Source organism: Streptomyces thermodiastaticus (assembly GCF_014656135.1).
Classification (GTDB): Bacteria; Actinomycetota; Actinomycetes; order Streptomycetales; family Streptomycetaceae; genus Streptomyces; species Streptomyces thermodiastaticus.
The window spans coordinates 1-12,174 of record NZ_BNBV01000032.1 but is presented as its reverse complement, the minus strand read 5'-3'; the positions used below and the strand labels follow the sequence as shown (position 1 = coordinate 12,174).

10 protein-coding genes and 1 pseudogene are annotated in these 12,174 nt (G+C 72.2%); 1 reads left to right on the top strand and 10 read right to left on the bottom strand.

Annotated elements, in window-relative coordinates; genetic code table 11:
• Positions 1-44 precede the first annotated feature (44 nt).
• Positions 45-498 (top strand): annotated as a pseudogene (locus IE286_RS27380) (hypothetical protein).
• Between the two features lie 4 nt (positions 499-502).
• On the opposite strand, the gene IE286_RS23140 reads toward IE286_RS27380, so the two are convergent.
• From IE286_RS23140 to gabT, 10 genes are all read right to left on the bottom strand, one after another.
• Positions 503-1,231, bottom strand: coding sequence for a phosphatase PAP2 family protein (locus IE286_RS23140; RefSeq protein WP_372462574.1), 729 nt, complete (start codon positions 1,229-1,231; stop codon positions 503-505).
• Between the two features lie 291 nt (positions 1,232-1,522).
• Complete coding sequence (locus tag IE286_RS23135; protein WP_189798704.1) at positions 1,523-2,296, bottom strand: enoyl-CoA hydratase/isomerase family protein; 774 nt, start codon at positions 2,294-2,296, stop codon at positions 1,523-1,525.
• Positions 2,293-3,576, bottom strand: coding sequence for a cytochrome P450 (locus IE286_RS23130; RefSeq protein WP_189798703.1), 1,284 nt, complete (start codon positions 3,574-3,576; stop codon positions 2,293-2,295). The genes IE286_RS23135 and IE286_RS23130 overlap by 4 nt, the downstream gene beginning before the upstream one ends.
• Before the next feature lie 60 nt (positions 3,577-3,636).
• Positions 3,637-4,992 (bottom strand): cytochrome P450 family protein, encoded by a 1,356-nt coding sequence (locus IE286_RS23125; RefSeq protein ID WP_189798702.1) that lies wholly within the window; start codon positions 4,990-4,992, stop codon positions 3,637-3,639.
• A 15-nt stretch (positions 4,993-5,007) separates the two neighbouring features.
• On the bottom strand, positions 5,008-5,568 hold the full coding sequence (locus IE286_RS23120; protein ID WP_189798701.1) for a GTP-binding protein: 561 nt from the start codon (positions 5,566-5,568) through the stop codon (positions 5,008-5,010).
• A 3-nt stretch (positions 5,569-5,571) separates the two neighbouring features.
• Entirely contained in the window at positions 5,572-5,958 is a 387-nt protein-coding gene (locus IE286_RS23115) for a DUF742 domain-containing protein (RefSeq protein WP_189798700.1), read from the bottom strand.
• The gene (locus tag IE286_RS23110; protein WP_229863440.1) at positions 5,955-6,803 is read right to left on the bottom strand and encodes a roadblock/LC7 domain-containing protein; all 849 of its coding nucleotides are present in this window, start codon (positions 6,801-6,803) and stop codon (positions 5,955-5,957) included. The genes IE286_RS23115 and IE286_RS23110 overlap by 4 nt, the downstream gene beginning before the upstream one ends.
• Positions 6,800-7,987: an ATP-binding protein gene (locus IE286_RS23105; protein ID WP_189798699.1), complete on the bottom strand. Its 1,188-nt coding sequence runs from the start codon at positions 7,985-7,987 to the stop codon at positions 6,800-6,802. The genes IE286_RS23110 and IE286_RS23105 overlap by 4 nt, the downstream gene beginning before the upstream one ends.
• Before the next feature lie 681 nt (positions 7,988-8,668).
• On the bottom strand, positions 8,669-9,886 hold the full coding sequence (locus IE286_RS23100) for an amidase family protein (RefSeq protein ID WP_189798698.1): 1,218 nt from the start codon (positions 9,884-9,886) through the stop codon (positions 8,669-8,671).
• A gap of 517 nt (positions 9,887-10,403) precedes the next feature.
• Positions 10,404-11,738, bottom strand: coding sequence for a 4-aminobutyrate--2-oxoglutarate transaminase (gene gabT, locus IE286_RS23095; protein WP_189798697.1), 1,335 nt, complete (start codon positions 11,736-11,738; stop codon positions 10,404-10,406).
• Positions 11,739-12,174: the final 436 nt, after the last annotated feature.

Sequence of the window (12,174 nt, the reverse complement as noted above, 5' to 3'; positions counted from 1 at the left end):
CTGGTGGCGCACCGTGCGCCCACGGCGAAGAGGGAGGTTCTTCCGTGACGGCGACCAGGGAGGCGCTCGCATGGCCGGCGTCCGTGGCACCCGATGCGCGCGCCCTTGAGCGGCAGTGGCGACGCGACCCGCGGTCGGTCGCCCTGCTGCCCGCGGGCACGGCGTGGGACGTGCTGTTCCTGCCGGCCGCACTCGGGTGTCCCACGCTCGACGTCCTCTCCGGTGTGCTGGACCAGCTCGGCCCGGTGCCGGCCGGCTCCGGCGACGCCCGGCTGGGGTTCCTCGTCCAGCCGGGCACGGCGGGCGCCGGCCGGGCACGGGTGTGCGCGGTGCCGGGCTGGGCACCTGGATCGTCGTGCCGTACCCCGACCGGTCGGCCGGCACGGTCCGCCGGCTGGTCCCCCGGACGGCACCGGCACCCTCACCGACCCGGCCCTGCTGGAACCGGCGATGCACGAGGCGGCCGCGGTGGTGGCCGGCGGGGACCGGGACCGCTGACGCGTCAGCCGCGGCGCCCGTGCAAGGCGTGCAGGACCGCCCGGAGCACGACCAGCAGCACGGCGGACAGGCACCAGCCGGCCACGACGTCCAGTGGCCAGTGGTACCCGCGCCGCACCAGCCCGTAGGAGACCGCGAGCACGAGCACACCCCACACCGTCACCACCGCACCCCGGGCGCGGTGCGACCGCACCCACAGCAGCAGCACCAGCGCGGCCGCCCCGTAGGCGACGGCGGCTGTCGCGGTGTGCCCGGAGGGGAAGTAGCCGTCGCCGGGCGGCATGACGGGCGTCCCGCCCCGGTGGGTCCAGTCCTTCAACGGCACCACCACGGCGGGCAGCACGGCCGCCGGCACCACCGCGGCCGCCGGCGGCCCCCACCACCGCGGCACGCCCGCGCGCCGGCCCCGCCACGCCGCATACCCGGCCGCCAGGACCAGCACGGGCACGGCGACCTCCACGTTGCCGAGGTCGGACAGCAGCTCGGAGAGACGGTCGGGATGCAGCACCGCGCGGCTGACCCGCCGGTCGGCGTCCAGCAGCGGACCGTCGCCGGTCACCTGCCAGGTGATCAGCGCGAACAGCAGCGCGGGCAGCCCGGCGAGCAGCACCGGCCAGGCAGGCGATCCGCGCCCGGTGTCCCGGGAGACGTCCGCCTCGGCCCAGGCCGGCGCGGCGCGCCGCCTGTGGTGCTCCCCGGCGTCGTCGCGGTCCACATCTGGTGAGATCGGCACGCGCCCCAGCTTCGCACAGGCACGGCCGCACCCGTCCGACGCCGGTGCGCTGCGCCGCGCGCACCGGCCGCACGCACCGTCTCCGGTGTGCGCACTGCGCCGTCTTCTCGCCGGCCGTGGTGCCGAGGCGCCGGCACGTGGGGACGACGCCGGTTCCGGGCCGCCGCCCCGGGAACACGCGGCCCCGCCGCCGCTGCCGGGGCCACCGCGAACGGGACGCCGGGCAGGGGCGACGGGGCAGAGGGGTGTCGTCGGTGCCCGTGCCGGGGCACGGCCGGGCAGGTGAGCGCCCTACGGCCTTGGCCGGGCGATCTGGGCGCTGAGGAGATGGGCGTCGAGCAGGGCGACGTCCGCGGTGCGGGCCGCACGGGAGTACCCGGTCAGCATGCGCTTGGTGAGCGTCAGCGCCTCGGGCGAGCGGCGCACCAGCGGCCTGATCCACGCGTCGATCGCGGCGTCCAGCTTCTCGGCCGGCGTCACCTTGTGCAGCAGGCCGAGCCGGTGGGCGGTGTCCGCGTCGAACGGGTCGCAGGTCAGCATCAGTTCGCGGATCCTTGCGGCGCCCGCCTCGACGATCAGGCGGCCCATGGCGCCGCCCCAGGCCGGCGGCAGTCCGAGTGCGATCTCCGGCATGCGGAAGCGGCAGGTGTCCGCACCGGCACGCAGATCGCAGTAGGCGGCCAGCGCCAGTCCCGCGCCGATCACCTTGCCGTTGAGGCGGGCGATGGTGACCGCGTGCGTGTTCTCCAGGGCGTCGCACACGCGGTAGGCCTTGTCGACGATGCGGCGCAGCGCACTGCCGGAAGGTTCCTGCTCCAGTGCGTCCTGGAACTCGGTGCGATCGGCTCCGAGGCAGAAGTCGTCGCCGGCGGAGCCGAGCACGAGGACCCGGATGTCGGGCCGGTCGTGCAGGCCCCGCAGCACGGCTTCGAGGTCGTCGAGGGCGTCCGACGAGAGGGCTCCGTCCTCGGCCGACGGGTCGAGGATCACACGCAGGACGGGGCCGTCCTCGCTGACGTCCAGGGCCTTGTGGCGGAGCAGGGTGTGGAGTGGAGGCGTGGTCATATGAGGGTCACGTCCAGATTCAGCAGTCGCCTGAAGGCCACGCGCGGGGCCCAGGAGGGTTGGCGTACCAGGGTCAGCCGCGGGAAGCGGGTGACCAGCTGGCGGAGCAGGGTCTGTGCCTCCAGGCGCGCCAGCGGGGCGCCGAGGCAGTAGTGGATGCCGCCGCTGAAGGCGAGGTGTCCCGGTTTGCGGTGCAGGTTGAACAGCTCGGGTTCCTCGTGCTTGGCCGGGTCCCGGTGGGCCGCCGCCACCATGAGGTGGACCATCTCGTCCTTGCGTATCCCGGTGTCGCCGAGGACGCAGTCCTTCGAGGCCACGCGGCTGATGACATGGGTGGGCGGGTCGTAGCGCAGGACCTCCTCCACCGCGGCCGGCACGAGGTCCGGCTGGACGGTGAGCCGGTCCCACTGCCGCGGGTGCTGCAGGAGCAGCAGCACCATGGTGGACAGCAGGGTGGAGGTGGTCTCCAGGCCGGCGAGAAGCACGAACAGGGCGAGCAGATAGACCGCCTCGTCCGCCTTGTCGCGGTCGCTCTCCAGCTCGTCCCACACGGTGATCCAGCGGGAGACCGGGTCGTCGCCGGGGCGGCGGCGCCGCTCGCGCACCAGGTCGGTGAAGTACACGCGCAGTTCGGCCGTCGCTGCGTCGGACAGCGCCAGCTGGCTGGCGGACGGCAGGAGTTCCTGGGTGAACACCTGGTCGTGGGTGAGGTCGCGGAGCCGGGGGAAGTCCGCGGTGGGAAGGCCCAGCCAGTGGCCCACGGTGGCCACCGGGAGTTCCTCGCTGACCAGCATGTTCAGGTCGGCCTCGCCGTCGTGCAGCCGTTCGGCGAGCGAGTCGAGCAGCCGGGTGGTGATCCGGCCTATGGGTGCCTGCAGGTCGCTCAGGGTGCTGCGGTCGAACATGCCGGCCGAGCGGCGGACCCGGGTGTGCTCGGGGGGATTGAGCGCCGGAAGGGTCTTGCTCATCTCACGTGAGGAGGGTGCTCCCCAGCGGGTGCCGCTGCCCTGCCGCTCGCGCCACGCGGCGTCGGGCTCTAACCAGTCACGGTTGCGCAGGATGCGGTCGCACAGCTCGAAGCCGGTGACGATGTGTCCTCCCCACGGGGCTGCGAAGACGTCGCCTTTGGAGCGAAGTTCCGCATAGAGCGGGAACGGGTTCGCCTGTCCCCGCTCGGTGCGCAGACGGGAGAAGATCGAGACGGTCAAGCGCCGGGTGTCAGCCGGAGTTGTCGCAGTCTCCACGACGGCCCTTTCCTGATCTTGGTCATCAGCCGCCATGCATACCCGTGCATGGCGGCGTACATACAAGATGACCAATTCCAGGGGCAGTTGCCTTCGTCACTCTCCCCGCGTCCAGGCCAGGAACTTGCTCCACAGACCCGGCTTGGGCTTGGACCCGGACGACGACGTGCTGCGGTGCGTGACGGGCGCGGCGGCGGGCGCGGTGGCCCGAGGAGCGGGGGACGAGGCCGGAGGCGGCGACACGGAACGGGGGGTGAACCGGACCGGCAGCTCCTGCAGGACGCGGCTCCACGGCGCCGGCACCCAGCTCAGGTCCTTCAGGGGAACCCGGGTGCTGATGTCCGGAAGGTGGTTGAGCAGGGCCTCCACGGCGGTGACGGCGATGGTCAGGGCCGGGTCCTTGGCGGGGCAGGCGTGCGGCCCGGCCCCGAAGGCGAGGTGCGCCTTCGCGCTGAGCTGCTCGCGGTGCTCGGCCAGCTGCGGGTCGGTGTTGGCGGCGGCGAAGGAGATCAGCACCGGGTTGTTCGCCTTCAGCACCCGGCCGCCCAGCTCCACGTCCTGCGTGGGGTAGTGACCCGCGTAGTTGGCGATCGGCGCGTAGTTCCACAGCACCTGGGTGACCGCGTCCTCCACGGGCCGGTCCGCCTGCCAGTCGTCGCTGAGCATGAGCGCGCTGGCGGTGCCGATCGTCCCGGTCAGGGGAGTGGTGCCGCCGGACAGCAGCGTCACCAGCTGGTGCATCACCTCCTCGTCCGACAGCTGGGCCGAGTGCTGCATCAGACGGGTCGTCACGTCGTCGCCGGGCCGGCGGTGCTTGAGGGCGATCAGATCGGTGAGCGCCTCGGCCAGCTTGTCGTCGGCGCCGGTCGTGCCGGCGAAGATCCCGGAGATGCCGGTGATGACCCGGTCGCCGATCTCGGGCGGGCAGCCGAACAGGTCGCTGAAGACCAGCAGCGGTAGCGGCTGGGCGTACTCCGCCATCAGCTCGGCCTCGCCGAGACGGTCGCTGCTGAACCGGCTGATCAGATAGTCGGCCGACTGCCGGGTGCGCCGCGCCAGCTGCAGCGAGGTGACGGGGGCGAGGCTGTCGGTGACGGCCTCCCGCAGCCGGCCGTGCGCCGCCCCGTCGCTGAACAGGGCGTTGGGGCGGTAGCCCATCATGGGCAGCGCCGGACTGTCCTGAGGGATACGGCCTTCCTTCAGCGCGTTCCAGCGCCGCGCGTCACGGACGAAGGTCGCGGGGTTCTGCAGGATCCATTTCGCGGCCTCGTAGCTGGTGACCAGCTCGACCTCCACGCCCGGTGCGACGTCGACCGGCGCGCTGGGACCCAGGCTGCGCAGATGGGTGTAGTGGCTCTCGGGGTCCGCGCCGAACTGCGGTCCGTACAGCTGCATGTTGCCGTGTGCGGGGCAGCCGGGCGGCGGCCCCTGTATGTCGGGACGGTGCTCCATGAGAAAGCAAGGCTCCTAGTCGCTGAGGGTCAGCAGATGTTCGACGAGGGTGATCAAGGCCTGAGCCGCCGACTGCTGGTCGCGGACGTCGCAGCGGACCACAGGTGTGTCCGCGGACAGGTTCAGTGCCTCGCGCACCTCGTCGAGGGGGTAGTCGGGCGTGCCCTCGAAGCGGTTCACGCCGATGGCGTAGGTCAGGCCGAACCGCTCGACCAGGTCCAGGACCGGGAAGCTGTCCGACAGCCGCTCGGGGTCGACGAGGACGAGCGCGCCCAGGGCGCCGCGGGACAGCTCCTCCCACATCTCCTTGAAGCGCTCCTGGCCGGGCGTGCCGAAGAGGTAGAGGACCACCTCGTCGCTGAGGGTGAGACGGCCGAAGTCCATCGCGACCGTCGTCGTGGTCTTGTCGGGGGTGCCCGACAGGTCGTCGAAACCGACGCTGGCTTCGGTGATCTCCTCCTCGGTGCTCAGCGGCTCGATCTCGGAGATGCTCCGGATGCACGTGGTCTTGCCCACTCCGAAGTGCCCCACCACGAGCACCTTCACCGCGGTGGAAACCCCTGATTCCAGGTACACGAATCACGCTCCGAATCGGGCTCTGAGGCCGTCCAGCACGGCGTTGAGCACGTCTCGATCCACATGTTCCGCGCGAGGAATCGGTTTCCTCGCCGCGATCAGGCCGCGCTCCTCCAGCTGCGCCAGCAGGATCCGTACGATCCCCAGCGGCAGATGCGTGTGCGCGGCCACCTCCGCCACCGACAGGAAGCCGCCCGTGACCAGCTCCAGCACCTGCCGGGCCTCGGGAGACAGGGTGCGCGCTTCGGCGTCGGAGGCGTCCTGGCTGGCCGACACCAGCGTCGTCCGCTCATAGGCGTGCTCCGGCGGCAAGGACCGCCCGTTCGTGATCACGAACAGCGGGACTAAAGAAGAGGTCAGCTCCAGTCCCGGCTCCGGCTCGTCGGTCACCTGCGGCTCGCCTCCCTGCTCGCTGCGGGCTGAGTGCTCAGCTGCGGTACGACGGCCTCGTGCAGCCGGGTGGCGAAGTCCGCGATGTCGGTGTCCGGCTCCGCCGCCGCGGCGAGCAGGGAACCGTTGCCCGCCGGGACCAGGAACACCCAGCCGTGCGAGAACTCGATGACCGTCTGCCGCCACAGCGCGTCCCGCACACCGGCGAAGCTCGACGTGGCGCGGCTGTAGGCGTGCAGGCCCTGCATGGCCGCCGCGATGGTGTCCACCAGGTCCCGGCTCATGCTGGTGGTCGCCCCGCGCGGCAGGCCGTCGCTGCCGAGCAGCACGGCCTGCCGCGCGCCGCGCACACCGGCGAAGACGGCGTCCAGGTCGGCGATGGCGATGCCGGCCCCGCCGGCGCCCGGTCCCCGGTCGCCGCCCCTGCCGCCCCGCTCGGACCAGCCGTCGGCGTTCACCCGGGGCGGGGTGGTGAGGTTGTTGCCCAGGCGGGCGACCAGCCGGTGCATCCGGAAGCTGATCGCGCCCATGTCGACGTCGGGTTCCGCCGCCGCGGCCAGGTAGGCGCCCTGGCCGGCGCCGATCAGGAAGACCCAGCCGTGCGAGAACTCGATGATCGTCTGTTCCCACGTCGCGTCCGGCTCGCTGCCGGCGAACTTCGCGGCGGCGCGGCTGAGGGACTGCATGCCCGACATCGCGGCCGAGATCGTCTCCACGGCCGAGCGGTCCATGCCGGCGCTCGCCCCGCGGGGGATGCCGTCCGCGGACAGCAGGACCGCGTGCGTCGCCTTCGGCACGTTGTCCACGATGTCCTGCAGCATCCACGACAGGTCGTCAGTCGTCATGCCTCATCGGTCCCTTCCGACGGCGCGACGGTCAGCCGGCGGCCCGACAGGGTTCCGCGCTGGAACGCACCCAGGCTCCGCCCGGCCGCCTGGCCGGCGTCGCCCGGTTCCGGCAGCGCCGCCGTCGTGGTGTCCCGGTCCGGAACGCTGGCCACGGGAATCTGGCGTGCGCCGCGACGAGGCAGGCCGTGCGCGGTACGCGACGCCGAGTCCGCCCGGGTGACGTTCCCGACCGCACCGGCGGCCTGGCCGGTCTCGGCGGGCGACGGGGTGGTCTCCTCCATGGTCCACAGCTCCTCCGGAAGCAGCACGACCGCCCGGACGCCGCCGTAGCGCGAGACGCCGGTGACGTCCACACGGAAGCCGTACTGCTGCGCGAGCAGGGCGATGACGGGGAAACCCCACTTCGGCTGGTTGCCCAGCTGCGACAGGCGGGGCCGGTACTCACCGGACAGCAGCGCGGTGGCCTGCTGCCGGTCTTCGTCGCTCATGCCGACACCCGCGTCGTCGATGACGATGCACAGGTTCTTCTGCACCCGCTGGAACGTCACCTCGATGGGCGCGTTCTGCTGGGAGAAGCTGGCGGCGTTGTCGAGAAGCTCGGCGACGGCGAGCGCGACGGGCGAGACGGCGGACGCCTTCAGGGCGAAGCCGGTCTGCTGCATGATGGAGACGCGCTCGAAGTTCCGGATCTGACCCATCGCGCTGCGCACCACGTCGTACACGCTCGCCGGCTTGTTGCGGCGGCCCAGCGGCGCACCGCAGACCACCGCGATGCCCTGGGCCTTGCGCGACATCTGGGCGTTGGCGTGGCTGACCTCGAGCAGGTCACCCAGGACCGAGTGACCTCCGTACTTGCGCTGGATGGTCTCCAGCAGCGTCTGCTGTTCGGCGGCCAGGCTCTGCAGGAAGCGCGCGGATCCCTTGAGAACGGCTTTGGTGCTCTCCTCGGCGGCCTCCTCGGCCTGCCGGATGCGTTCCTCGTGTTCGTCCTTGAACTGCTGCAGTTCGCGGGTGAGGCTGACTATTTGCTCGTCTGCCTTGCTCAGCTGCTGATTGAGGTCCGCCTCTATCTCGGCCTTTCTCTTCGCTACGGCCTTGTTGCGACGACTGAGGATCCAGACCGCGGCGATCGCTATGACCGCCAGGGCAACCAGGAACCAAACAAGTGCGTCTTGAGTCATGGAAACCTTTCCTGGCGTATGGCTGCGGCCATGGGCAGACGGTCCCGCACGGGAATCCGTGGCCGGCATCTTCGAAGCGCCTGAGGCGTGTGGTCCAAGGTCGCAGACCCGTGGATGCTATCACCCGCAGCTGAGCGATCCCGTCCGTCTCCCGTGCTCAAGGCCCCGGTCATGAACGGCCGTTGGGGTCGACAAGCGAGTGCGTCACCAGCGGAGTGCCACCTTCCGTGCGGGGAGCAACGTTTCACCATAGAAGTACGGTTAGAACACCATTACGAATGGCGGGCAGGTGCGGAGAATCAGGACCGATGGTGGCCGGAAGGGCACTTCGCCGTAAACGGTCAATTCCCCGGGAAGCGGTCACCCTGCGGGTCGGAGCGCCTTCACCGTGCCGCCCGGTACGGCCATTGCAATAAGAAGGCGCGGGGAAAGCGAAGGGGTGCGCCGCGGCCGGTCGGCAAGAGGCGGACAAAACCTGGGATTCACCGGCCGGGAAGCTGTTCCGCACAGTGGAGAAAGATTTCCGGGAACGTGATCCCCTTGCCTGTCGGGCAAGAATTTCCCGCGGTGCCGGCGGACGGGGATTGCGGGTTCTCGGCGGGTCTGCAGGAGCAAAGCCGCCGTCTTTTCCGCGCCCCTCCGGGCGCATGTGTGTCAGCGGTCCCGCTCGCGGACTCGGCGTCACACCGGTCGCGTGAGCGGGAAGTTGCCGTCAGGACAAACGTCCTGCGGCAGCGCGACGGCTCCGCGCCGCGCGGCGTGGTCGGCGAGGTGCAGCAGCGGCCGGTCGTGGTGCGGGCGGCCCACCAGCTGCAGTCCCACCGGCCGGCCCTCGGGGGTGCGTCCTGCGGGCAGGCTGACCGCCGGATGCCCGCTGATGTTGAACGACCAGGTCAAAGCGACGCTCATGCGCGGCCCCGGGCCGGCGTGTCCGTGCGGGGGATGCGGCGTGGTGGGGGTGAGCAGCAGGTGGGCCCGCTCGAAGACGTCCGCCAGACGCGCGTCGTTGGCCGCGACGGTGCCGGCGGCCTCGGCGGACGGCGCCCCCGCGCGCAGGGCCGTCCACGCCGCCGCGGGGTCGGCGAGGACGGGGCCCGCCGCGCCGGTCAGGGTGATCAGCCCGGCCGCGGCGAGCCGGTCCGCGGCGCGGCGGGCGACGGCCGCGACCGCCGGATCGGTGTCCGCGTATCCGAGGGTCGCCGACCACACGGCGACGGGCCGGGACGCCCCCCACGTCACGGCGGCCGCGGGGGAGTCCTCCCCGAGCACGGCGTCGAGCCAGGCGAGTGCGTCCCGAGGGCACCGCACCAGCACGCCCGGCGAGTTGAGCCCGGCGCGGTCGCGGGAGGGCAGCAGGCCGTTGGTGGGTTTGAGGCCGACGACGCCGCACCAGGCGGCCGGGATGCGCACCGACCCGGCCCCGTCCGACCCGCTGGCCAGCGGGACCAGACCGGCGGCGACCGCGGCCGCCGAGCCCGCGGACGAACCCCCGGGGGACCAGGCGGGATCGAGCGGATTCAGGGTGGGGCCCCGGTCCGTGTGCCCGTACGTCTGCCACCCCCGGCCGGTGCGCGGCACCGCGGTGGCGCCGACCGGCACGCACCCGGCCGCCGCCAGGCGGGTGTTCTGGAAGGACCCGGGGCCCTCCCCGGCCTTCACCCCGATCGGCACACCCGCGAGCGGCAGCCGCTCGCCCCGGGCGATCCGGGCGTCGACCTCGGCGGCCCGGGCTCGCGCCCGCTCGGCCCACACCTCGGTGAACGCACGGATGCCGGGGTCACGCTCCCGGATCAGGGCCAGGGCGGCGTCGACGGCGTCGACGGCCGTGAGGGCACCACAGCCCACCCGGCGTGCGATGTCCAGCGCGGACCACGCCGCGTACTCACGGGTGCTGATCACGGGACCCTCGGCGGTTCGGTGCGTCCGGCCGCCGCGGCACCGGTGTCCGCCGTCCTGGTGGAGGGACGGACGACACGGTGCGGGTGACGAAGCGGCAGCGGGCCCGCGCGGACGGTGCGTGTGCGTGCCCGACGGCGGATCGTACAGGCGAAGGGCCGGCGCGAGGGGGGGATTCGCGTCGGCCCTTCGGGGAACGGCCCCTCCGCGCGGGAGCGGCCGCCCTGACCGGAACGCCGCTCGCCCCGGGGGGTCTGGGGCGGGCGACCGTCCGATCGGTGAGGAGACCCGGAGCCCGGGGACTCCGGTTGTGTGCGCGAGGCACGTACCAGGTCGAAGCTGGGGAGGCCACGGCCTGATGGCACCCGCAGATGCCTGCGGGCGGGTGTATCTCTCATCTGAGGAAGAACCTACGGCAGCGCGGCGGGGAAGGACAGCCGGATCCGCGTCCTGCCATCCTCCTCCCACACCTTCTTCACATGCTCTGCTTCCGGCTTCGCCGGATGCGGCGAACCGTCGCTCAGATGCGCGTGAACGCCTGCTCGATGATGTCCAGACCCTCGTTCAGCAGGTCCTCGCCGATCACCAGCGGAGGCAGGAAACGGAGCACGTTGCCGTAGGTGCCGCAGGTGAGCACGATCAGGCCCTCGGCGTGGCAGGCCTTGGCGAGCGCGGCCGTGGCCTTGGGGTTCGGCTCCTTCGTGGCGCGGTCCGTCACCAGCTCGACGGCGATCATGGCGCCGCGGCCGCGGACGTCGCCGATGATGTCGAACTTCTCCCGCATCGCGGTCAGGCGGCCCTTCATGACCTCCTCGATCCGCTTCGCCCGGGCGTTGAGGTCGAGCTCCTTCATCGTCTCGATCGCACCGAGCGCGGCCGCGCAGGCGACGGGGTTGCCGCCGTAGGTGCCGCCCAGGCCGCCCGCGTGCGCGGCGTCCATGATCTCCGCGCGGCCGGTGACGGCGGCGAGCGGGAGACCGCCGGCGATGCCCTTGGCCGTGGTGATCAGGTCGGGGACGATGCCCTCGTCCTCGCAGGCGAACCACTGGCCGGTGCGGCAGAACCCGGACTGGATCTCGTCGGCGACGAAGACGATGCCGTGCTCGGAGGCGAACTCGCGCAGCGCCGGCAGGAAGCCCTTGGCGGGCTCGATGAAGCCGCCCTCGCCGAGCACCGGCTCGATGATGATCGCGGCCACGTTCTCCGCGCCGATCTGCGTGGAGATCCGGTCGATGGCGGCCTTGGCGGCCTCCGGACCGCAGTTGTCCGCGCCGGTCGGCCACCGGTAGGGGTAGGCGAGCGGAGCGCGGTAGACCTCGGGGGCGAACGGGCCGAAGCTGTGCTTGTACGGCATGTTCTTGGCCGTGAGCGCCATGGTCAGGTTGGTGCGGCCGTGGTAGCCGTGGTCGAAGACGACGACCGCCTGGCGCCCGGTGTAGGCGCGGGCGATCTTCACGGCGTTCTCGACGGCCTCGGCGCCGCTGTTGAACAGGGCGGTCTTCTTCGCGTGGTCACCGGGCGTCAGCTCGGCCAGCGCCTCGGCGACGGCCACATACCCCTCGTACGGCGTGACCATGAAACACGTGTGCGTGAAGTCGGCGAGCTGCGCGGAGGCGCGGCGCACCACGGCCTCGGCGGACGCGCCGACACTCGTCACCGCGATGCCCGAGCCGAAGTCGATGAGGCGGTTGCCGTCGACGTCCTCGACGATGCCTCCGCCCGCACGCGTGACGAAGACCGGCAGCGTGGAGCTGACGCCCTGCGCGACCGCCGCGCTCCGGCGGGCCTGGAGTTCCCGCGACTTCGGGCCGGGAATGGCGGTGGCGAGGTGACGCGTCTGCTCGAGTGCGGACATGGGGGCTCCCTGGTCAGATCGTGCGGGGGGCGTTTTCCGGACGCTTTCCTTCTTTCCGGCAGGCTAGAGCCGCGCAAGGGGGCTGGGCATGCTCCATGTGGGCGTTGTCGGTGCTCGCGGTTGTCCGCGATGGACAGACGGCGGCGGCACGGCGGGCTCCGCGCGGGGCCGGGGGCCCGGCGGGTCGCGGTCGGCCGCGTCACCGGCAACTCCCTTGTGCGCAGGGTTAGATTGACTGGCTGACGGTGGATGCGACTGGCCGGGGAGCGACGGCGATGGACGACGGGACGCGGGACACCCGAGACGCGCGGCACACGAACGCGTGCCCCGGGCCCGGGCAGGCCCGCCCCGTACCCCGCCCGGCCCCGGCGCCGCGGCAGGCGCCCGCCGCTCCTCCGTACGCGCCCGTCCCGCCGGGCGGGCAGCCGGTGGTTGA

Bases quoted from the DNA above. Each gene is read 5' to 3' on its own strand.
- IE286_RS23105 (WP_189798699.1), bottom strand. From the start codon at position 7,987: ATGACTCAAGACGCACTTGTTTGGTTCCTGGTTGCCCTGGCGGTCATA.
- IE286_RS23130 (WP_189798703.1), bottom strand. From the start codon at position 3,576: ATGGCGGCTGATGACCAAGATCAGGAAAGGGCCGTCGTGGAGACTGCG.
- IE286_RS23135 (WP_189798704.1), bottom strand. From the start codon at position 2,296: ATGACCACGCCTCCACTCCACACCCTGCTCCGCCACAAGGCCCTGGAC.
- IE286_RS23110 (WP_229863440.1), bottom strand. From the start codon at position 6,803: ATGACGACTGACGACCTGTCGTGGATGCTGCAGGACATCGTGGACAAC.
- IE286_RS23125 (WP_189798702.1), bottom strand. From the start codon at position 4,992: ATGGAGCACCGTCCCGACATACAGGGGCCGCCGCCCGGCTGCCCCGCA.
- gabT (WP_189798697.1), bottom strand. From the start codon at position 11,738: ATGTCCGCACTCGAGCAGACGCGTCACCTCGCCACCGCCATTCCCGGC.